We start from the raw sequence: 19949 nt of genomic DNA, 5'->3' as shown, positions 1-19949 counted from the left end.
TTCCTCAGTAGGTCGTGCGTCCGCCCGAGATATCGAAGGTCGCCGCCGTCGAGAAGCTGCACTCCTCGCTGGCGAGCCAGCAGATCAGCGATGCAACCTCGGCCAGCTCGCCCAGCCGGCCCATGGGAATCTTGGACTGCATGTAGTCGATCTGGCTCTGCGGAAGTTGCGCAAGGATAGGGCTCTTGAAGGTCGCCGGTGTGATGGCATTCACCCGCACGCCGGTCTGGGCCAGCTCCTTGCCCAGCGACTTGGTAAAGCCCAGGAGGCCCGCCTTGGAGGCTGAATAGGCGGAGGCGTTCGGATTGCCTTCCTTGCCGGCGACGGACGACACATTGACGATCCGGCCATAGTCATTCTTCAGCATGTGCGGGACCACCGAGCGGCAGCAGTAGAAGGCCCCGTTCAGATTGATGTCGATGACCCGACGCCAGCTGTCGATCGGAAACTCCCACACCGGACCCGTGGCTCCGGTCACGCCAGCCCCGACCACAAGGATGTCGATCCGGCCCATGGCTGCAGCACTGGCGTCAGCCGCGCGGGCCACAGCCTCGGGATCCGAGACGTCCAGAGCCTGATAGTTGATGGCGCCGATTTCGCCGGCGACCTGCGCAAGGATCGTTGCGTCCAGGTCCCAGAGGCAGACCTGTCCCCCTTCGGCGATAATGCGGGCTGCGGTTTCCCGGCCCACGCCCGAAGCGCCGCCGGTCACGACTGCGCAGCGGCCTTCAAATCGTTGTGCATAGGCGTTCACGCGACATCTCCCGATCCAGCGGCGCGCCAGGGCACCACGGTCTGTGATTGTTCTCCGAGCCCCTCGATGCCCAGTCGCATAACGTCGCCGGGTTTGAGGTAAAGGGGCTCGGGCTTCTGGCCAAGGCCAACCCCGGGCGGGGTACCGGTGGTGATCAGGTCGCCGGGCTCTAGCGTCATGAAATGGCTGACGTAGGATACGATCTCTGCGACGCCGAAGATCATGGTCCGGGTATTGCCGGTCTGCATCCGCTTGCCATTCAGGTCCAGCCACATGTCCAGATTCTGGACGTCCGCCACCTCGTCCGAGGTGACCAGCCAGGGACCAACAGGGCCAAAGGTGTCGCACCCCTTGCCCTTGTCCCAGGTGCCGCCGCGTTCGATCTGATAGGCGCGTTCCGACACGTCGTTGATCAGGACGTAGCCGGCGACATGGTCCAGGGCATCGGGCAGTTCGACGTAGGAAGCCGGCTTTCCGATCACGATGCCCAGTTCGACTTCCCAATCCGTCTTCAGCGAGCCGCGCGGGATCACGACATCGTCATCCGGACCACTCAGGCAGCTGATGGCCTTCATGAAGATGACAGGCTCGGAGGGTTCGGGCAGGCCCGACTCGGCGGCGTGGTCCGCGAAATTCAGGCCAATGGCAATGAATTTCCGGCTGCCGCTGAGCGGCACGCCATGGCGGACTGGGCCTTCGACAACCGGCAGGGAAGCCGGGTCGATCTGCATCAGCCGCGACAGCCCTTCGCCGTGGATCAGATCGGGGGTGATGTCGGTGACCTGCCCTGACAGGTCGCGGATCCCACCGCTGTCGTCCAGCAGGCCCGGCTTTTCATGGCCCTTCGGCCCGTAACGCAACAGTTTCATCGACGGTGTCCGGACGGTTCAGTGGGTGTAGGGGCGATGAAGCGGGACATCGGGATTCAGCGTCACCCCGAAACCGGGCGTGTCGGGCACCTTCAGCCTGCCGTTGACCGGCACGGGCTCACGCATCAGCAGAGGCTGGAACATCGGGACGACCTTGTCGGCCTTGGGTGCCATCATCAGGAACTCGGCGAACGGGCTGTTATGGCGCGTCACGACGAAATGGTAGCTGTAGACGCTCGAGCCGTGCGGGATGACCATCACGCCTCGCGCGTCCGCCAGGGCCGAGATCTTGATCAGTTCGGTCATGCCACCGCACCAGCCGACGTCAGGCTGGATGATGTCGCAGCAGTCCATCTCCAGCAGCATGCGGAAGCCCCAGCGGGTGGCTTCGTGTTCGCCGGTCGTGACCAGCATCCCCTTGGGAGCATTGGCCTTGAGGTCGCGATAGCCCCAGTAGTCGTCCGGGCTGAGCGCCTCCTCGATCCATTTCAGACCGTACTCATGGGCCTTGTGCGCCAGCCGGGTTGCGTAGTTGAGATCCAGAGACATCCAGCAGTCGAACATCAGCCAGAAGTCCTCGCCGACGCGATCGCGCATCGTCGCCAGTTCCTCGATGTTCTTGCGCATCCCCTCTTCGCCTTCAGCCGGCCCGTGGTGAAGCGGCATCTTGCCCCCGATGAAACCCAGCGACTTCGCCAGGTCCGGGCGCGCGCCGGTGGCATAGAAGGTCAGTTCGTCACGCACCGCTCCTCCCAGCAGGTGGTGCACGGGCTCGCCCCGAAGCTTGCCCATCAGGTCCCAGAGCGCCAGATCGACACCGCTGATCGCGTTCACGACCAGTCCCTTGCGACCGTAGTACTGGGTCGAGAAATACATCTGGTCCCAGATCTTCTCGATCTCGTTGGGAGCCCGGCCTTCGAGGAAACGGGCGAGGTGCTTCTCCACGATATAGGCGGCTGGCTCACCGCCCGTCGTCACGGCGAAACCGATCGTCCCGTCCATGGCCTCGATCTCGACGACGAGGGTGCCCAGCACATTGATGCCGAAACTCTGGCGACTTTGCCGGTACTCGGGATAGCGCGACATGGGCGTGGCGATGTGGTCGTCGATCCAGTGGCCTTCGCCCTGGTCGTGATAATCAGCCCCGCCACCGCGAACGACAAAGGCCCGCACGTGACGGATCAGGGGAAAGGCCATTGCGGCGTGGTCTCCGGATGTCAATATATGAGATTAAGGGTCTGCGACTCGGCGAGCGCGTCAACATCTGTACGAGCTGGCATGTCCGGATCCCCTACAACTCACAGGCCCAACGCTTGTGCGTCGTGTCAACATATGAAATAGGACGTTACGAGATGAGAATATCGGCGTCAACACAGTTAGAGGCCGGCGAGGGGCAGGGCGCGGGCAAATCGTCCAGCAGCCAGACGCTGCTGCGCGGGCTGGACGTCATTGAGGCTGTGTCGGACGGTGTCATCGGTCTGGCGGAATTGGCCACCCGGCTCGGGTTGACGCGCAGCACGACGCACCGATTGGCCGCGGCCCTCGTCGAGCGGCAGTACCTGAATTTCCTGCCGCGCGAAGGCTACGTCCTGGGGCCGAAACTGCTCGAGCTCGGGTTCAAGGCGCAGCAGCAGAAGGACCTGCCGCGGGTCGCCAGGCCCTATCTCGAGGCTCTGGCCGCCGTGACGGAAGATACGCTCCATCTCGGTGTGCTGGACAAGGGTCGGGCCCTCTATCTGGACAAGATCCCGGGTCGGCGCAGGATCGAGATCAGTTCGCGCGTCGGCGAACGCCAGCCTCTTCGATCCACCGGTCTCGGCAAGGCCCTGCTTCTGGATGAAACCGAAGTCCGCTGGGCCGAGATGTTCGACACCGAAGAAGCGATCAGCCGCAGTGCCGTGGATCGGGAAACCTGGCTGAACCGGATGCGAGACTATGCGGAAGCCGGCCATGCCTTCGACCTCGAGGAGAACGAGGACCGGATCCGCTGCGTGGCGGCGCCCATCCGCGATGTCGCCGGTCGCATCGTCGGGGCAATCAGTCTGTCCAGTGCGGCACAGTATATGGACGATCGCCGCATGGCCTCGTTGCCCCATCAGGTCCGCGAAACCGCCTATGCCATCAGCCGTGAGCTGGGTTGGCGTGAAGATGCGTCGACTGACAGCGCACCGCATTCCAAGCGTTCCACGCGACCCTAGCAACCGGAGGCCCCATGCTGCTCGAAGGAAAGACCGTCCTGATCACAGGGGCCTCGGGTGGCATCGGACGGGCGGCCGCCATCGGCTGTGCACGGCATGGCGCCAACGTCGCAATCAACTATCTGAATGATCGCGAGGGTGCAGACAGCGCGGTCGCGGAAATCGAAGCCCTGGGACTGCGCGCGATCGCCGTGCGGGGGGACGTCTCGGACCCGGCTCAGGCTCCCATCTTTGTCCAGGCTGCCGTCGATGCCTTTGGCTCTGTTGATGTGTTCGTCAGCAACGCCGGCATCTGTCCATTCCACAGCTTTCTGGACATGCCGCTGGAAGTGCTCGACCGGACATTGCGCGTGAACCTGCACGGAGCCTGGTACATGACCCAGGCGGCAGCCAACCGGATGGTTGATCAGGGGCGCGGCGGGGCCCTGATTGCGGTTTCGTCCATCAGCGCCCTAGTAGGGGGCGGAATGCAGACGCACTACACCCCGACAAAGGCGGGCGTGCATTCTCTCATGCAGTCCTGCGCCATTGCGTTGGGCCCGCACGGCATTCGCTGCAACTCCGTCCTGCCGGGCACGATCGAGACCGACATCAACCGCGAGGATTTGGCCGATCCGAAGAAGCGCGAATACATGGCCGGCCGAATCCCGCTGGGACGGCTGGGCGAGCCTGACGATCTTGCGGGCCCGATCGTCTTTCTCGCGTCGGACATGGCGCGCTACGTCACGGGCGCAGCGCTGCTCGTCGATGGCGGTGCCTTCGTGAACCTGCAATGAGCGCCCCTGCCGTCGAGACGGTCGCCTTCCGGATGACCATGAATTCGGGGCAGGCCGAAGAATACCGCCGCCGCCACGATGAGATCTGGCCAGACCTCTCGAACGCGCTGATCGCAGCAGGGGTGGTGGACTATAGGATCTTCCTTGATCCCGTGAGCGATGCCCTGTTTGCCGTTCTTACCCGACGGGTCGATCACAGTATGGATGAGCTGCCGCGAACACAGATCATGCAGGACTGGTGGGCCATGATGGCCGACATCATGGAAACGGGTCCGGACAATGTGCCGACCCAGGTCGATCTCCAGCCCGTGTTTCGCCTGGGCATTGCGGATCAACGTTGATGGATTGAGGCCTCGGGTTGGCGCATGCTTTCGGCAGGGGTCAAGGCGTAGACCCTGAACTGGCTGATCCTTAGATGGCTGGCCGTTGTGCGAATCCCGAACCAGCCTCTGCGGTACGGGGTCGGATCATCCATCCGGAACACCCGTCGACCATCGCGCCAGTATTCGATCCGATGCCCGTCCGCCACCAGACGAACCCTCTGCACGACATTGGGTCGGAGCAGGTCCTCCGAACCGGACAGGTCGTGGCCTGCAAGCAAGGGCCGGTTTGCCGCCTCGCCGACATAACGGCGCATACGGGTCGTCGTGTTGCCATTGCCACCCTGGCCCACATAGTAGGTCAGCAGGGTGTCATAGCTTGCGAATGCGCCTGAGCGCGGAAACGGAATACCGTCCGTTCTGGACGGGTCAGTGGCCATCCAGAACGCATTCAGGTCGCTGACGCGATCGTTGGCTCCGCCTTCATCGACAGCCACGGCCTGATACTCGATCATGACGGGGCCCTGCAGCGCTGTCCGGAACCAGACCGTTGCACCCGCCGGCACATCGATATGCATCGCGCCGGCCTTGGCTTCCACGCGCCCGCCTCGCTCCAGATCGACAGCCCAAAGGGACAGCCCCGACCTGAAATCGTCGGTGTGGATCAGCCTCCCGGAGACGGCTTCGACCGATGGGCTGCTCATGGGGCCCCCTGGGAAGGTCGTACAGGACGACAGCACGAACCCTGTCATCACGGCCGTTACTGCAGCTAGACGGGCCAGCCCGGTCACGGCGCCTCTGACGGCGTCTGTTTCAGCACCGTGAAATGGCGGACGGTGCCGGACAGTCCGACCAGTTCCCGGCGCGGGGTCCATTGGACGAGGTCGTCGCTGTCACTGTACCAGTAACGCCGCTCTACATATTCGTCGAAGTAGATGCGCCATCCACCATCGGGACGACGCACGAGAGCAGGACCCTCGGTCCACGACCCCCAGCCAGCCCAGTCTCCCGTTCCGACATGCGTCCAGGGTCCTTCCAGTGAAGAAGCGGTGGCGCGTTCGATCAGCTTGGTCGTCTCGTTCTTGACGAAGGCCTGATAGCGGCCGTCATGATGCACAATGAAGGTGTCGATGGCGTTGGGCCCCAGGCCCTGCATCGGGCGCGGCGGGCCCCAGCCGCCCAGGTCTCTGTCGAGGGCTGTCATCAGGTGCGGGACGAACGGTCCCCCGGTGCCGCTGCGCGACAGCGAGACGACGATGTGGGTTGAACCATCCAGGTCGACAAACCACTCCGGAGCCCAGGCATTGGTGATGCCGTCCAGCGGGAGATGCAGGTTCTTCTGGTACTCCCAGTGCAAGAGGTCGCGGCTGCGGGCGAAGCCGATCTCCGAACCGTTCCAGTCCGTTGTATAGACCACATGATACCAGCCGTCGGAGTGTCGGATGATGCTGGGGTCGCGGATCAACCCTGTAGGCGGACTGTAGACGGCGAGCGCCAGCGGCGTGAACGTGGCGGCGTCGTTGGATGTATACACACTCATCGCCCGGGCATTGCCGTTGGCAAATGAGGTCAGCACATAGCGGTGAGGATCAGACTCGCTTTCCTGTGCGGCGGCGCCCGATCCTGAACTGGTGCCGAACAGGGCCAGGGACATGACGAGCCAACGACCGATCGACCGCCCTGACCGACGTTGCTGAAGACCGCTTGAGATCATGATCCGGCAGGCTTTTCGCTTGCCACCGACAGCATGGGCCGCAGCGTGAAGTGTTCCGGACCGGGGGGATGATCAGGGTCCAGCGGAGGACCATCCGTTATGACCTGGGCGACGGGATCATCCAGACCCCGAAGGCCATCAGCCACTGCCCAGGCCAGCATATAGGCCCCATAGGCATTATGATGCGTCCGGTCTCGCCCACTGTCGGCGAAGGCCAGATGTGCTCGATCGGTCCCGAGCGCCTCATACAGGCGGGCGCTGGCGAGCGTGAGATCGATCAATGGCACGCCCTGCTCTTCGGCGACCGCGCGAACGGCGTCCGGATAGCCGCCGTGGCTGTTCACGATATGCCCGTCCGGATCGAACGTTCGTCGATGGGGTGACGTCACCAGCACGGGTCGAGCGTCCCGCCTGCGGATTTCATCGATGTAGACCCGCAGGTAGCTGCGAAAGGTCGTCGCTGCATCGGCGTAGGTCTGAGGCCACTGGACCTTGGAGTCGTTGTGGCCGAACTGAACAAGGACGATGTCGCCGGGCCGCAGCTGGCTGAGTGCCTTGTCCAGCCTCAGTTCCGTGATGAAGGACTTGAGGGTCTCGCCCGACTCGGCGTGATTGGCCACGGATGTCGTGCCGTCGACGAAACGGGGCAGCATCTGGCCCCAGCTGGCATAGTCGCCACCGGGCTGGTCGGCGACCGTGGAGTCACCCAGCAGCACGAGACGCGTCGCCTGAACCGGCTCAATCTCGATCCTGGCGACAGGTCCGTCCAGGCCCAGTGTCAACCGGTCGTCCCAGGATCGCGAACCTTGCTCGCGCGGTTTGAGCCGGACCCGTTCTCCGCCCGGCGCATTGTCGGGCAGAGTTGCAAGTTCGGGGCGTCGGACATTGATTGTGAACCGCGCCGGGCCTGCGGCGTCCCGCACCATCAGTCGTCGGCTTTCGGCCCATACGGTCATCGGTCGGTCGTCCGCGGGCCAGACCGTCACGCGATAGTCGCCCTCGGGCACGGCGACCGAAAACAGGGTGTCTCCGTTGCCTCGCGGTTCGAACCCATAGCCGGAAGCCGGGTCATAGACCGCGTCGGGTCGAACGCTTTGCCAGCCGGGGCGGGCGATCTCCGAGGTCAGATCGAACCGTTGGGTCTGAGCGACTGCGGGCAAGGCATAGACCATCACACCGGCTGCCATCGCCAACAGTAGACGTCCATCGATCTTCACCTCGCCGGCAAAGCCATGCCGTCCCCCAGATAGAAGCCAGTATGCGGAGGCTGGTTGTAGGCTGTGTTCTGCCAGGCGACCGCCAGCCGATAGACGGGATCGCTCATCAGGGTGATCATGCGGATGTCGGTCGGATGCGGCGTCAGATAGATGCGCAGTTCAGAGTTGTCCTCGGCCCGCAGGATCAACTCCTCGCGCCAGTCGCCGAGAATGTCGGCGGACAGCACGGGGTTTGCCTTTGTGCCGTTGTTCGATGCTGCGCCGGTAGCTGTCAGTAGCGGGCTCGCGTCTTGCGTATCCCAGTTCCACTTCGAGATCGTGGTCCCGTCAAGCAGTTCCCGCAGCAGGTCGCCGTCCCACCAGATGCCGAAATTCTGCTGTCGGGGTCGACGGCCTATCGGTTGGCCTTTCACATCGTAAAGGATGTCAGACCCGCTGGCCCAGGCCTCGGCGCCCGGGTGACGCGGATCGATGTCCATGGCGACACCGCGACCCGTGTCCCTGTCAGCGGGTGTGCTCCACAGTATTTCGCCGGTGCGGGCGTCCAGCATGGCCGACCCGATGCCACCGTTCCGGCCCGGACTCTCATGCACGCCGAACTTTTCGAGACCGGGCCGCGACGGGTCCAGGTCTGACAGATGCATGGCGTCTCCGTGGAACAGTCGAGCGCTCCAAAGTCCCCGACCATCGTCGTCGATGGCCATGGAACCGTAGACGATCTCGTCGCGACCATCCTCATCGAGATCGGCGACACTCAGCTGGTGATTGCCCTGTCCCGAAAATGCGTCATCCGCGCTGCCGGTATCGAACATCCAGCGTTGTGCCAGCCGGCCGTCACGCCAGTCCCAGGCCGCGACGGTTGTCCGGGCATAGTAGCCTCGCCCCATGATGATGCTCGGTCTCGCACCGTCCAGAAAGGCTACGCCAGCCAGATAGCGGTCGGATCGGTTGCCGTAGGCATCTCCCCAACGTGCCGTTCGCTGCTCCGCCGTCGGGTTCGCGTGTTCGGGGTCTCGGGCGGGCGTGAAGGGCTCCGTCGCAAGCGCTCGGCCTGTCCGACCGTCGAACACGGTCAGAAACTCGGGACCGTTCAGGATGCGACCGGTCAAGTCGGCATAACGACTACCGTCCGCCCTCACTGCGGCACCGGTCCTGTCGGACTGCGGGGCCTCGCCGCCGCGCTCGCGCCAGTCTGCGGCCGCGTCGCCAATGATCACGCCCTCGCCATCGACCGTGCCGTCGGCAGTCTTGGCGACCACTTCGGAGCGTCCGTCGCCATCGAAATCGAAGACCAGAAATTGCGTGTAGTGGGCACCCGCCCGGACATTGGGACCCAGATCGATGCGCCAGAGCCTGCGGCCGTCCAAGGTGTAGGCATCCAGCAGTGCCGAGCCGGAATAGCCGGAAAAGGCATTGTCTTTGGAGGTGGTAGGGTCCCACTTCAGCACGATTTCGTATCGACCATCACCGTCGAGATCGCCGACGCTGCCGTCATTCGCGGTGTAGGTATAGGCCTCTCCGGCTGGCGTCGTGCCGCCCGGCGGCTGCATCAGCGGTATGGACAGATAGCCCCCGGCCCGAGCGCTCTGGACCTTTTCTGATCTCGCCTCGGAAACTATGCGCACGTCATAGGTGTCGTTCGGTTGTCCGTTCGGATCGACCAGATTGGTGCTGGTCGTGATGGGGTCCACGTTCACCTTCTGGCCATTGCGATACACGTCAAACGCCAGATCCGGCGCGTCGCTCGCCCGCAGTCGCCAGCTCACCAGCATGCCACCATTCGCGGCTGGCGCAGCCACCGCGCCTCGGTCGAGGTCCTCCTGCTGCCGTCCTGTCCCGGTCTGTGCGAGGGCATTGCTGCAGACCATGGTCGCAAGGATCAGCGCATTGGCTGCCACAAGGGTTGGCCTCAGCGTCATCGGATACTCCTCATAACTTTGATCAACCGAGCTGTGGACCGCCGATCTCCTACGACGATCTGTTCCATAGAATGCATTGACATGTCACCATATGACATTAACGTCCATCTCGTCGAGACCGAAGCCTTTGGGACGGAGGGTGTTCGACAGGGAGGGCGCAAGTCCAGATCGCCCGCAAGAGGCGAACGGCCAGCGCCCATGGACTCGCGTTCGGTATAAAAGGGGCTTCCATGTCGAAATTCTCACCCACTCGCCGGCGCGCCATCAATGGCACCTGCCTGACCGCTATCAGCCTGCTGGCTCTCGGCACGGCGGGGGCCGCTGCTGCCCAGACGGCAACGCCGGCTTCAGGCACAGAGCCAACGACGACCGTCGAAGAGATCATCGTGACGGGCACGCGCGGAAGCCTTCGCTCGGCCATTGATCGCAAGCGGACGGCCAACACGACTGTTGACTCCATCGTTGCCGAGGACGTTTCGCAGTTCCCGGACAAGAATGTCGGCGAGGCGCTGCAACGGATCACGGGCGTCTCCCTGACCCGGGACCTTGGCGAAGGCAGCCAGATCAGCATTCGCGGGGTCGAGCCCGACCTGAACCGCGTCGAGATCAACGGTCTGAGCGTTCTCAACAACAACGGGACCGGCGCGCGCGGCGCGAGTTTCCAGGAACTGGCGTCGGAACTGATCGCCTCCATCGACGTGTTCAAGGGCTTTACCGCCGACATGACGGAAGGTGGCGTCGGCGGGACGGTCAGCATTCGCACCCGTCGCCCTCTCGACCTCACGGAGCCTCTGCTTTCGGCCTCGGCCTCCGGCCAGTATTTCGACCTGCTGGAGACGACGAAGTTCCGCGGCAACATCACGGCCGGGACCAAATTCCTCGACGACCGTCTCGGGTTCATCATCAACGTCACCCGTGACGAGAACGATACACGCGGTGATTTCCTGCGCGGTACCAACTGGATCCGTTTCCCGACGACGGTCGGAACAGCAGGGGCAACTCTCGGCGTCGTGACGGCGTCCGGTGACTACGACAACTCGCCGGACCGGACTTTCGTCAATCCGCTCTATGCCTCGGCTGCCAGCAAGGCCCAGTGTCCCACGGATGCCAGCACGGCCAGCGGGCGCGCGGCGATCCAGGACTGCCTGGCCCAGTGGAACGACTTTGTGCCGGCGATCCCTCGCTATGGCCTCTGGTTCCGTGAGGACCAGCGGACCTCGGCAAACCTGTCGACCCAGTTCCGGGTCAACGATGCCCTTTCGGTGTTCGTCGACTACACGGTCAACGACCGTCAGCAGCATCTGACCGACTTCAACTATACGGTTGATGCCTCTGCACAGAGCCGCCTGAACGCCACCACCTACGGCCGGAACGGCCAGGCCATAACGACGGCTGGCAACCAGGTGGCGACAGTCGATGCGGACCACAATGTGGTCGGATTCAACACCGCAGCCCGCTCGACCAGCGGGACGGTTGGTGCCGCCAACATCTTCAGCACCCAGAACCGCGAGTTCGACTTCTCCTATCGCTCCGAATATCTGTCGGGTGGTTTCCAGTACAAGGGTGATAACCTGACGCTGGACGGTGTGTTTGCTCACACCACCGGTGCCGCCTACAGCGACAGCAACTCGGTCACCTTCAACGCCTCCATCCCCAATATCCGTGTCGATATCTCGGATCGGGGCGTTCCTGCCTTTACCTTCCCCACCGGCTTCAGCCCAGCCGATCCGGCGACCTACGGCATCTTTGCCAACAACGGTGCCGGGACCAACTATGCGACGACTGCGGTCGTGGTGAACTACGAACCGTCTGAGACCGATACGTTCGAGGACACGGCCAAGCTCGACCTCGACTACAATTTCGACTCCGGCTTCTTCACCAAATTCGAGTCCGGATACCAGTATCGCTCTGCCGGAACGCTCCAGTACTCCGTCGGGGGCTATACGAGACCGGACGGGACGATCGTTCAGGGCGCACGCGCGCGTCACAACCTGGTGCTGACGCCGGGCGCAACGGCCAATGGCGCGACCCTGTTCAACCCCCTGACGCTGCCGCCGACCTACAACACGCCCTATACCCAGGCGAACCTGATCGCTCTGCTCAGGAACATTTCCCGGTCCACACCGACCAACTTCTATCAGGGCGGGCGGGACGATCCGGGCGTTGCCCTGCCGAATGGCTGGTTTGCCCCCAGCTATGGATTGACGGCGACGGGGGCCAATCTCGACCTGTCCCTGTTCGATCGCGAGAACATCAGACGCGCGCCCGGCTATACGGCGGCAGGCGTGCTGGTCGGCGAGTTTGATCAACCACCCGCACTCGACGTCGTCGAGGACGTCCATGCCGCCTATGCCCAGGCCAGCTGGGCGGGCGAGATCTGGAACATGCCGATCAGCGGCAATTTCGGGGTTCGCTATACGAAGACCATTCTCGATGCGACCGGGGCCTATCTCCAGCGCGAGACGGTGGACAATCCGGCGATACCGGGCACGACCATTACCCGGAACCTCGGGACGACGATCACCACCCTCAACAACGAGTATGAAGACTGGCTCCCGACGTTCAACGTGGCGCTCGACGTCACCGACAAGATCGTGGCCCGGTTCGGCTATGCCAAGGTCCTGGCCCGACCGAACCCTACCTTCCTTGTCCCGGCCGCGACCTGCACGTTCAATCGTACGGCAGCGGGTCTGGTCGATGATCTCGAGGACGTCTGCAGCGCGGGTAACCCGGCGCTACAGCCCTATCGGGCGGATCAGTTCGACCTGAACATCGGCTGGTTCCAGAACCGCGACACGCTCCTGAACGCGGGCTTCTTCTACAAGAACATCGAGTCCTTCGTGGTCGGTCCTGTCGTCGTCCAGAACGTCGATCTGTTCGGCGACGGCACCCTGTTCGATGTGACCCAGCGGATCAACGGCAACGGTGCCAAGATCCAGGGCGTCGAACTGTCGGCGCAGACCGCATTTACCTTCCTTCCGTCGCCGTTCGATGGCTTCGGCGGGATCGTCAACTATACCTACAGCGAAGCCAAGGATGTCGGCCTGTTCTCGACATTGACCCAGGAAGAACTGCCCTTCCCGGGACTTTCAACGCACACCTACAACATCATCGGATACTACGACAAAGGACCGATCAACGCCCGCCTGGCCTACAATGGACGCAGCGGTTATCTTCAGACCGCCATCGATGCCCGCGGCAATCCGGTCTATCGTGACAAGACCGGCTACCTCGATGGCCGTGCGGCCTACAAGATCTCGGATCAGCTGACGGTCTTCATCGAAGCGCGAAACATCACGGGCGAGAACGAGCGCAGCACGAATGACTCCATCCGGCTCGTGGAGGATGTCTATTCGGGCAAGCGTTACTTTGCCGGTCTGACGTACCGCTACTAACGACTTCCTCTCCTGGAACACCTGACGGCGGATCTTACGGGTTCGCCGTCATTTTTTCCGGGGCCCGTGTCTGCTCGGTTTGTATCGGATCCGCGTCATGACCAGTCTATCGCTTAGTCGCAGGGGATTGATGGCCTGTGCAGCGACGACCGCACTGGGGGTGATCCCTGCGGCAGCCAGGGCTGAGCAGGGCGCAACACTCGATACTGAACTCGGGTGGCTGGACGGCATCCCGCCCGCCCGCCACGAGGGACTCACCTGGGGTGTGCCTTGGCCCCAAGGCGTCCACAGACGGGGACAGGCCTTTGCGGCCCTGGATGCTGCCGGACAGCCGGTTCCGCTCCAGACCTGGCCATTGGCGACCTGGCCGGATGGCTCCCTGAAGTGGACGGGCCACAGCGTTCCAGCGTCGAAGGCGCCTGCTTCCGCCCTCAGGATCGTCAGCGGTCGTCCTGTGCTTCCCCGGAATGCCGTGACTGTGCGCACTCTGGCGGGCTGGTTCGAGGTCAGTGTCGGACCCATCGTCTGGACAGTCCCGCATTCGGGATCTGCCCTGATTGCGTCTGCTACGCGAGACGGACGGACCGTCATGGGTGATGTTCGACTGGTCTGTCTGCGACAGGACCAGCCGGAACTGTCTGAAACCGCTCCACTGGTCCAGCAGCGGTTCGAGAGCGAAATCAGAGAGGCCGTCCTGGAACAGTCCGGGCCCGTCCGGGCCGTCATCCGGCTTGAGGGCACCCACCGGTCTGGCGATCGTTCCTGGCTGCCCTTCACCGTGCGGCTCTACTTCCATGCCGAGGGCGAGGCTGTACGGATCGTGCACAGCTTCATCTTCGACGGAGATGAAAACCGTGACTTCATCCGGGGGCTGGGAATCGAGGCTTCCGCGCCGCTTCGCGATCCCTTGCACGAGCGTCATATCCGCTTCGCAGGCGAGGGCGGTGGTCTGTGGGCCGAGGCGGTGCGTCCCCTCACGGGCCTTCGGCGCGATCCAGGCAAGCCGTACCGGGATGCCCAGATCGCTGGCCAGGCCGTGCCACCGGTCGAGCAGATGGATCCGCGGGTCCGGGATCGGCTTGATCTGATCCCGGCGTGGGGTGATTTCACTCTGTCCCAGCCGACCTCGGACGGCTTTGCGATCCGTAAACGCACCGGACCCGGTCATGGCTGGATCGATGCGGCAGGCGGCGAGAAGGCCCCGGGCCTGGTCTATGTCGGCGGAGTTTCGGGCGGCGTCGCCATGGGCCTCGCCAATTTCTGGAAGGCCGGACCCTCTCGGCTCGACGTCCGGGGCGCCGCGGAAGACGAAGCGCGCGTGACAGCCTGGCTCTGGTCGCCCGACGCCCCGGCCATGGACCTGAGATTCTACCACGACGGTCTCGGCATGACGACGCATGCGCGCCAGAATGAAGGCCTCGAGATCACCTACGAGGACTATGAGCCCGGCTGGGGAACACCCTATGGCGTGGCCCGGACCAGCGAATTGACGCTCTGGGCTCTGGGCGAGACGCCGTCGCGCGACGCCCTTTCGGAGATGGCCCAGGGCGTCGAAACCCCGCCGCGCCTTGTTTGCGCGCCCGCCCGGATCCGTTCCGTCGAGGTTTTCGGCGACTGGAGTCTGCCCGACCGGTCAACGCCCTTGCGCACGCAGATCGAGCACCGGCTCGACGGCCTTCTGGACCTCTATCGCGACCAGATCGTCCAGCGGCGCTGGTACGGATTCTGGAACTACGGTGACGTCATGCACAGCTATGACGCCGACCGCCACGAATGGAAGTACGACATCGGCGGGTTCGCCTGGGCCAACTCTGAACTCTCGCCGGATCTCTGGCTCTGGTACAGTTTCCTGCGCACGGGCCGTGCCGATGTTTTCCGGATGGCCGAGGCCATGACCCGCCACTCCAGCGAGGTCGACTGCTACCATATCGGACCGCACCGGGGTTTCGGCACACGTCACGGCGTGCAGCACTGGGGCGACAGTTCCAAGCAGCCGAGGGTCAGCAACGCCGCCTTCCGACGGATCTATTTCTACCTCACGGCCGATGAGCGGATCGGCGACCTGATGCGATCCCTTGTCGGGTCGGACGAGACACTGACGCGCGTCCAGATCCGGCGAAAACGCCCGGCTGCGGGAGATCCCGCTCCGGGCGGACCGATCGTCGATGCGGGCTTCGGCACGGACTGGAGTTCCTTCCTTGCTGCGTGGATGACGGAATGGGAACGCACCGGCGACACCCGCTGGCGTGACCGGATCGTCACCGGAATGCGCAGCCTGGCCGCCCTGCCGCGTCGCTGGTTCCACGGCGGCGGGCATTATGATGTCAGGACCGGACGGTTCGTCAGTGCGGGAGACGGGATCTCAATCTCGCATCTGAATGCCGTGTTCGGGGCCGTGGAAACCCACTCCGAGCTGCTGCGGCTGGTGGATGTGCCCGGCTACCGTGCGGCATGGATCGAATACTGCAAATGGTACAATGCGCCGGCGGCCGAGCTTGAGGCCCATCTGGGCGGACGGGTCGGAACGCGTGGCCTGCCGCAGGGTCATTCCCGTCTGACGGCCTATGCTGCTCACCACCTGCATGATGAACCGCTTGCCCGCAGAGCGGCGCACGAGTTCCTCGACCAGACCCATTTCGAGGACTTCCGCCTGGAATCCCGCCGGCGAACGGTCGCGGGCTCTGACGTGCTGAACACCGTGGAAGAGGACCCGGGGATGTCTACGAACGGCGTGTCGCAGTGGGGCCTCGCCGCGATCCAGACCCTCGCCCTTATCCCGGATGCTCTCGACGCTGTCGGCACTTCAGACCCGTCAGCAACGACCGGGCGTCCACATTGAAGCCTGCGCCGAAGCCGCTTGAGTAGCATTTCAAAGGAGGGGACATGTCCTCGATCAGATCGTGGTTGATGGGACTGAGCGCAGTTTCAGTCCTGGTACTTCCTGCCGCGGCAACAGCCGAGCCGCGCATCACGACCCCACTCGCCGATGGCTGGCGGTTTTTCCAGGGCGACCCTGAGGCCACCGAGCGCCGTGACTTCGATGACAGTGGCTGGGCGGTGGTTTCCGTTCCGCATGACTGGGCAATCGCGGGCCCGTTCGATCAACAGGCAAAAGGGGCCGGCGAGAACGGTTTCCTGCCGACCGGCGTGGCCTGGTACCGTCGAGACCTCGACATCCGGCCAGAGCCCGGTCGTCGCTATTTCGTCGAACTGGACGGGGTGATGGAGCGCAGCGGCGTCTGGATCAATGGCCATCATGTCGGGTTCAGGCCCATGGGCTATGTCAGCCTTCGCTACGATGTGACCCAGCACCTGCGGACCGACGGCCCCAATGTCCTTGCGGTGCGCGCCGATACCTCGGCTGCCCCATCCTCCCGCTGGTACAATGGGTCAGGCATCTATCGCCATGTGCGGTTGATCGAGACCGATGACGTGCACATCCCCCAGGGTGGAGCGTTCGTGTCGGCGCGTGATCTGACCGCCGACCACGCCACGGTCACCGTCTCGGTCGAGGTCCAGAATGCTGCCACGCGCAGTCGCCCCGCCATGGTCGAGACGACGATCCTCGACCCGACAGGCCGTGAAATCGCGAGCACGCGCAGCCCCGTGACGACGATCGGTGACGGCCGGACAGAGGTGCTGACGACTGAAATGGATGTGGCCAATCCCGCGCGCTGGGACATTGACAGCCCGACCCTTTACCGGGCTGCGGTCCGGGTGCTGGACGAAGACGGCGACGTTCTGGACGATCAGGTTGTTCCCTTCGGCATCCGCGAAGCGCGTTTCGATCCCGCGACGGGTTTCTGGCTGAACGGTCGGAACCTCAAGATGAAGGGCGTCGCCCTGCATCATGATGGCGGAGCCGTGGGGGCCGCTGTTCCGCTGGACGTCTGGCGTCAGAGGCTGACGGCGCTGAAGGCGCAGGGGGTGAATGCGATCCGCACCGCGCACAATGTCCCGGCACCCGAGTTTCTGGACCTGACCGACGAGCTTGGGCTGCTGGTCATGAATGAGCTGTTTGATCAGTGGAACGTCGCCAAGACCCCGAACGACTATCACCTGTTCTTCAGCGACTGGCACAAGCGGGACGCAGCCGACATGGTGCGTCGAGACCGTAATCATCCCAGCATCGTCATCTGGAGCGCCGGGAACGAGATTCACGACACGGCCTATCCTGTCCAGGCCAAGGCTGCGCTGCGCAGCATCATGGACGTGATCCGGGCAAACGACCCGACCCGCCCCCGGACCCTTGCCCTGTTTCGCCCGAACGTGACCGGCGATTACGAGAACGGTCTGGCCGACATGCTGGATGTTGTCGGGCAGAACTATCGCGAGAACGAATTGATCGCGGCCAATCGACAGAACCCGGCGCGCAGCATTGTCGGCACCGAGAACGGTCACAACCGGTCGAACTGGGTCCCGGTGCGGGATTATCCGGCCTTCTCAGGCATGTTTCTATGGACCGGGATCGATTATCTCGGCGAAGCCAATCGCTCGGGCTGGCCCAACATCCAGAGCCCTTCCGGACTGCTGGACCGTACCGGTGCGCAACGGATACGGGGAATGGAACGTGAAAGCTGGTGGTCGGAAAAACCCGTCGTCCACGTCGTCCGCAATGCCAACACGAACGCAGCCGGTCCGGCAATCGATGGCGCGGGAGGTCCTAACCAGCCCGCCGTGCCGACGATGATTGCCGTCGCAACCCCACCTGCGCCCGTGGCCCTGTTCGACGACTGGACGCCCGAGGCACTGACGCCCGGTCCTCAGACCATTGAGGTCTACAGCAACTGTGAAAACGTCGAGGCCTTCCTGAATGAGCGGTCTCTCGGGCGCATGCCGATCAATGCAGACGCCTCTCCACGGCGATGGTCTGTTGAATTTGTGCCTGGGTCGGTCAGGGCCATCTGTGTTGATACAGGTGTGCAGGGGGTAGAGGACCGGCTGGACACGGCCGGCCCCCCTGTGGCGATCGCCCTGGTGCCGGATCAGAACGAGGTCGGCTCCAGTTTCGACGACCTCGTCTATGTTCGGGCCCGCGTGGTCGACGCAGCAGGGGTGACCGTGCCGAGGGCTGACCACCGCCTTCGGTTCTCGGTGAGCGGCCCTGGAGTTCTGGTTGCCACAGACAATGCCTCATCCACGGACCACACACCGTTCGGTTCACCGGACCGGGACGCCTTGGGAGGCGTAGCCGTTGCGCTTGTTCGCGGAGCGGGGCGGGGAGCGGTGACGGTAGAGGCCCGTGCGGATGATCTTGAAGCGGGCCGGGTCACGATTTCGGCGGTCGAGTAGGTTCGCATGCATCCAGCATCAGCCCGATGCTGGCGACCCCATCAACGGTTTCCTGATCGAACTGCGACGGGTGCCCCACAGCGCCGGCTATCGGCTGACTGCATTCGTCATGGCATCAGCGGGTGCAGGGGCGTCTCTGAGGGAGGCGTGTGGACGATGACGCCCGCCCTGAAGAGTTTCCAGACGGTCTGGCGAGTGCTGACGTCGGTCTGGGTCTGAAGATCCACCCAGGGGATCATGCGAGCGGGATCGGAAAGGTCGATGACCTTGCCGCCATCCCGTTGCGTCACGGCGCCCATTTTCTCGAGTTTCAGGATCTGACGTCTTACCGTCTCGTGGGGTAGGCGGGTGAATCGAGACAGACGCGACACGGACACCGCCTTGAACGTGGGGGCCAGATACGCCAGACGCCCAGCGCCTTCGGGAAGGCCGGGCTGGACGCGCAGTGCCGCTCCGGTCAGGTGAGCGAGCGCAAGCGCGATGTATTGAGTGGACAGACTGACGGACGGGTTCAGGTCTGTGGCACTTTCGATCCCTCGCAGGACGTGTGCCGTCATCAGTCTCGTGGTGATGCCACCGATAGACCACGGCGGGTTCGCCATGCGGTCTGTGCCAAGTACGCCGCAGGCTTCAAGAACAGACAGGCCCGAAACAAACCTCGAGGTCGCGCTGAGATAGCTTGCGATTGCCATCATGAATGGCTCCGACAGGATAACGGCGGAGCTCAGGAAGATCCCGTCTCCCTTTCTCGTCAGCACGCCCCGGTTCACCAGGTCCGCCAACTTCCTGCGCGCAGTTTCTCTCGGAATTCCCAGAGACAGCGCGATGCTCACCGCGTTGACCGGTCTGCGTTGATCGTCCGGCAAGTCGCTCGGCGTCGGATAACGATCAAGATCTCCAGGATGCAGCTGGGTCGCTTCGATGTTTGCGATCGAGACGCCCGCCACGAGCAGGGCCGACAGGAGATCGCCGTCAATCGATCGTCGCGAGGCGTCAATGAACTCAAGCGTCAACCGGACATTCAGCCAGGCGACTTGAGCTGCTCGAGTCCCGGCCAGCATTTTTGCTAAAAACTTTCAATCAGCTAGGCTGAGTATGGCCGTCGCTCAGTTCTCTTTGGTAGTCCATGGCCTTTGTCCCCAAATTGGTGACTTTCAGCGAACTTCGGTTGATGGCCCTTGGCGGGGCCTCCGCCGGGCTTCGCCCGCATGCGGCGTATACGTGGTTTGAGGCATGAGGCAGGCCAAGCCGACTTTCGACTGATGCCGCTGCCTCACGGGCCACCGACCTTCGTCGACCCCCCTGGCACACACTGAGCATAAGCTGTCTCGAGCAACACGCCGGCGTGTGCTCCTGACGTTTGCCAATCCGCTCTCCCGAATCTTTACGCCCGCCTTATGCCCATGGCCCGTTTGCACATGGAGGGCTTACGCGCATCGGTGGTCTGCTGACGGTTCAAACTGAGCTGGAGGCATCGGCATGGCCGATCTGATTT

The 19949-nt window shown here is 63.5% G+C and carries 14 protein-coding genes; 6 read left to right on the top strand and 8 right to left on the bottom strand.

What is annotated here, in order from left to right:
• Positions 1-4: 4 nt before the first annotated feature.
• The 3 genes from GGR13_RS16260 to rhmD are packed head-to-tail and all read right to left on the bottom strand — an operon-like array spanning position 5 to position 2820.
• Positions 5-754 carry a 3-oxoacyl-ACP reductase FabG gene (locus tag GGR13_RS16260; protein WP_183214638.1) on the bottom strand — a complete coding sequence of 250 codons (750 nt, stop codon included), beginning with the start codon at positions 752-754 and terminating at the stop codon, positions 5-7.
• Positions 751-1623 carry a fumarylacetoacetate hydrolase family protein gene (locus GGR13_RS16255; protein ID WP_183214637.1) on the bottom strand — a complete coding sequence of 291 codons (873 nt, stop codon included), beginning with the start codon at positions 1621-1623 and terminating at the stop codon, positions 751-753. Before GGR13_RS16255 ends, GGR13_RS16260 begins: the two co-directional genes overlap by 4 nt.
• Positions 1624-1641: 18 nt before the next feature.
• Positions 1642-2820: an L-rhamnonate dehydratase gene (gene rhmD, locus GGR13_RS16250; RefSeq protein WP_183214636.1), complete on the bottom strand. Its 1179-nt coding sequence runs from the start codon at positions 2818-2820 to the stop codon at positions 1642-1644.
• Positions 2821-2975: 155 nt separating this feature from the next.
• On the opposite strand from rhmD, the gene GGR13_RS16245 reads away from it, so the two are divergent.
• The 3 genes from GGR13_RS16245 to GGR13_RS16235 are packed head-to-tail and all read left to right on the top strand — an operon-like array spanning position 2976 to position 4938.
• Positions 2976-3821, top strand: coding sequence for an IclR family transcriptional regulator (locus GGR13_RS16245; protein ID WP_183214635.1), 846 nt, complete (start codon positions 2976-2978; stop codon positions 3819-3821).
• A gap of 14 nt (positions 3822-3835) precedes the next feature.
• The gene (gene lra1, locus GGR13_RS16240; protein WP_183214634.1) at positions 3836-4597 is read left to right on the top strand and encodes an L-rhamnose 1-dehydrogenase Lra1; all 762 of its coding nucleotides are present in this window, start codon (positions 3836-3838) and stop codon (positions 4595-4597) included.
• Positions 4594-4938 carry an L-rhamnose mutarotase gene (locus GGR13_RS16235; protein ID WP_183214633.1) on the top strand — a complete coding sequence of 115 codons (345 nt, stop codon included), beginning with the start codon at positions 4594-4596 and terminating at the stop codon, positions 4936-4938. Before lra1 ends, GGR13_RS16235 begins: the two co-directional genes overlap by 4 nt.
• Here GGR13_RS16235 and GGR13_RS16230 read toward each other — a convergent pair.
• The 4 genes from GGR13_RS16230 to GGR13_RS16215 all read right to left on the bottom strand — a co-directional run bounded on the left by GGR13_RS16230 (position 4929) and on the right by GGR13_RS16215 (position 9767).
• Positions 4929-5621 (bottom strand): DUF6250 domain-containing protein, encoded by a 693-nt coding sequence (locus tag GGR13_RS16230; protein ID WP_183214632.1) that lies wholly within the window; start codon positions 5619-5621, stop codon positions 4929-4931. The two genes, GGR13_RS16235 and GGR13_RS16230, sit on opposite strands and share 10 nt — an antisense overlap.
• A gap of 83 nt (positions 5622-5704) precedes the next feature.
• The gene (locus GGR13_RS16225) at positions 5705-6571 is read right to left on the bottom strand and encodes a glycoside hydrolase family 43 protein (protein ID WP_221230774.1); all 867 of its coding nucleotides are present in this window, start codon (positions 6569-6571) and stop codon (positions 5705-5707) included.
• 56 nt (positions 6572-6627) lie between these two features.
• Positions 6628-7818, bottom strand: a complete 1191-nt coding sequence (locus tag GGR13_RS16220; protein WP_183214698.1) for a rhamnogalacturonan acetylesterase — start codon at positions 7816-7818, stop codon at positions 6628-6630.
• Positions 7819-7844: 26 nt separating this feature from the next.
• On the bottom strand, positions 7845-9767 hold the full coding sequence (locus GGR13_RS16215) for a rhamnogalacturonan lyase (RefSeq protein WP_183214630.1): 1923 nt from the start codon (positions 9765-9767) through the stop codon (positions 7845-7847).
• 230 nt (positions 9768-9997) lie between these two features.
• Between GGR13_RS16215 and GGR13_RS16210 the strand changes: the two genes are divergently transcribed.
• The 3 genes from GGR13_RS16210 to GGR13_RS16200 all read left to right on the top strand — a co-directional run bounded on the left by GGR13_RS16210 (position 9998) and on the right by GGR13_RS16200 (position 18454).
• The gene (locus tag GGR13_RS16210) at positions 9998-13162 is read left to right on the top strand and encodes a TonB-dependent receptor (protein WP_183214629.1); all 3165 of its coding nucleotides are present in this window, start codon (positions 9998-10000) and stop codon (positions 13160-13162) included.
• Between the two features lie 97 nt (positions 13163-13259).
• On the top strand, positions 13260-16001 hold the full coding sequence (locus GGR13_RS16205; RefSeq protein ID WP_183214628.1) for an exo-rhamnogalacturonan lyase family protein: 2742 nt from the start codon (positions 13260-13262) through the stop codon (positions 15999-16001).
• A gap of 44 nt (positions 16002-16045) precedes the next feature.
• Positions 16046-18454 (top strand): glycoside hydrolase family 2 TIM barrel-domain containing protein, encoded by a 2409-nt coding sequence (locus tag GGR13_RS16200; RefSeq protein ID WP_246347927.1) that lies wholly within the window; start codon positions 16046-16048, stop codon positions 18452-18454.
• A 107-nt stretch (positions 18455-18561) separates the two neighbouring features.
• Here the strand turns inward: GGR13_RS16200 and GGR13_RS16195 are convergent, their stop codons facing one another.
• Positions 18562-19149, bottom strand: coding sequence for a hypothetical protein (locus tag GGR13_RS16195; protein WP_183214627.1), 588 nt, complete (start codon positions 19147-19149; stop codon positions 18562-18564).
• Positions 19150-19949: the final 800 nt, after the last annotated feature.

It is taken from the genome of Brevundimonas variabilis (assembly GCF_014199945.1).
GTDB classification, from domain to species: domain Bacteria; phylum Pseudomonadota; class Alphaproteobacteria; order Caulobacterales; family Caulobacteraceae; genus Brevundimonas; species Brevundimonas variabilis.
Note: the sequence above shows the minus strand (reverse complement) of the source record. Positions and strands in the feature narration are given on the sequence as shown.

Coding starts and splice junctions, on each gene's coding strand:
- GGR13_RS16235 (WP_183214633.1), top strand. CDS start 4,594: ATGAGCGCCCCTGCCGTCGAGACGGTCGCCTTCCGGATGACCATGAAT.
- GGR13_RS16195 (WP_183214627.1), bottom strand. CDS start 19,149: ATGATGGCAATCGCAAGCTATCTCAGCGCGACCTCGAGGTTTGTTTCG.
- GGR13_RS16230 (WP_183214632.1), bottom strand. CDS start 5,621: ATGAGCAGCCCATCGGTCGAAGCCGTCTCCGGGAGGCTGATCCACACC.
- GGR13_RS16245 (WP_183214635.1), top strand. CDS start 2,976: ATGAGAATATCGGCGTCAACACAGTTAGAGGCCGGCGAGGGGCAGGGC.
- rhmD (WP_183214636.1), bottom strand. CDS start 2,820: ATGGCCTTTCCCCTGATCCGTCACGTGCGGGCCTTTGTCGTTCGCGGT.
- GGR13_RS16220 (WP_183214698.1), bottom strand. CDS start 7,818: ATGGCAGCCGGTGTGATGGTCTATGCCTTGCCCGCAGTCGCTCAGACC.
- GGR13_RS16210 (WP_183214629.1), top strand. CDS start 9,998: ATGTCGAAATTCTCACCCACTCGCCGGCGCGCCATCAATGGCACCTGC.
- GGR13_RS16205 (WP_183214628.1), top strand. CDS start 13,260: ATGACCAGTCTATCGCTTAGTCGCAGGGGATTGATGGCCTGTGCAGCG.
- lra1 (WP_183214634.1), top strand. CDS start 3,836: ATGCTGCTCGAAGGAAAGACCGTCCTGATCACAGGGGCCTCGGGTGGC.
- GGR13_RS16215 (WP_183214630.1), bottom strand. CDS start 9,767: ATGACGCTGAGGCCAACCCTTGTGGCAGCCAATGCGCTGATCCTTGCG.
- GGR13_RS16225 (WP_221230774.1), bottom strand. CDS start 6,571: ATGTCCCTGGCCCTGTTCGGCACCAGTTCAGGATCGGGCGCCGCCGCA.
- GGR13_RS16200 (WP_246347927.1), top strand. CDS start 16,046: ATGTCCTCGATCAGATCGTGGTTGATGGGACTGAGCGCAGTTTCAGTC.
- GGR13_RS16255 (WP_183214637.1), bottom strand. CDS start 1,623: ATGAAACTGTTGCGTTACGGGCCGAAGGGCCATGAAAAGCCGGGCCTG.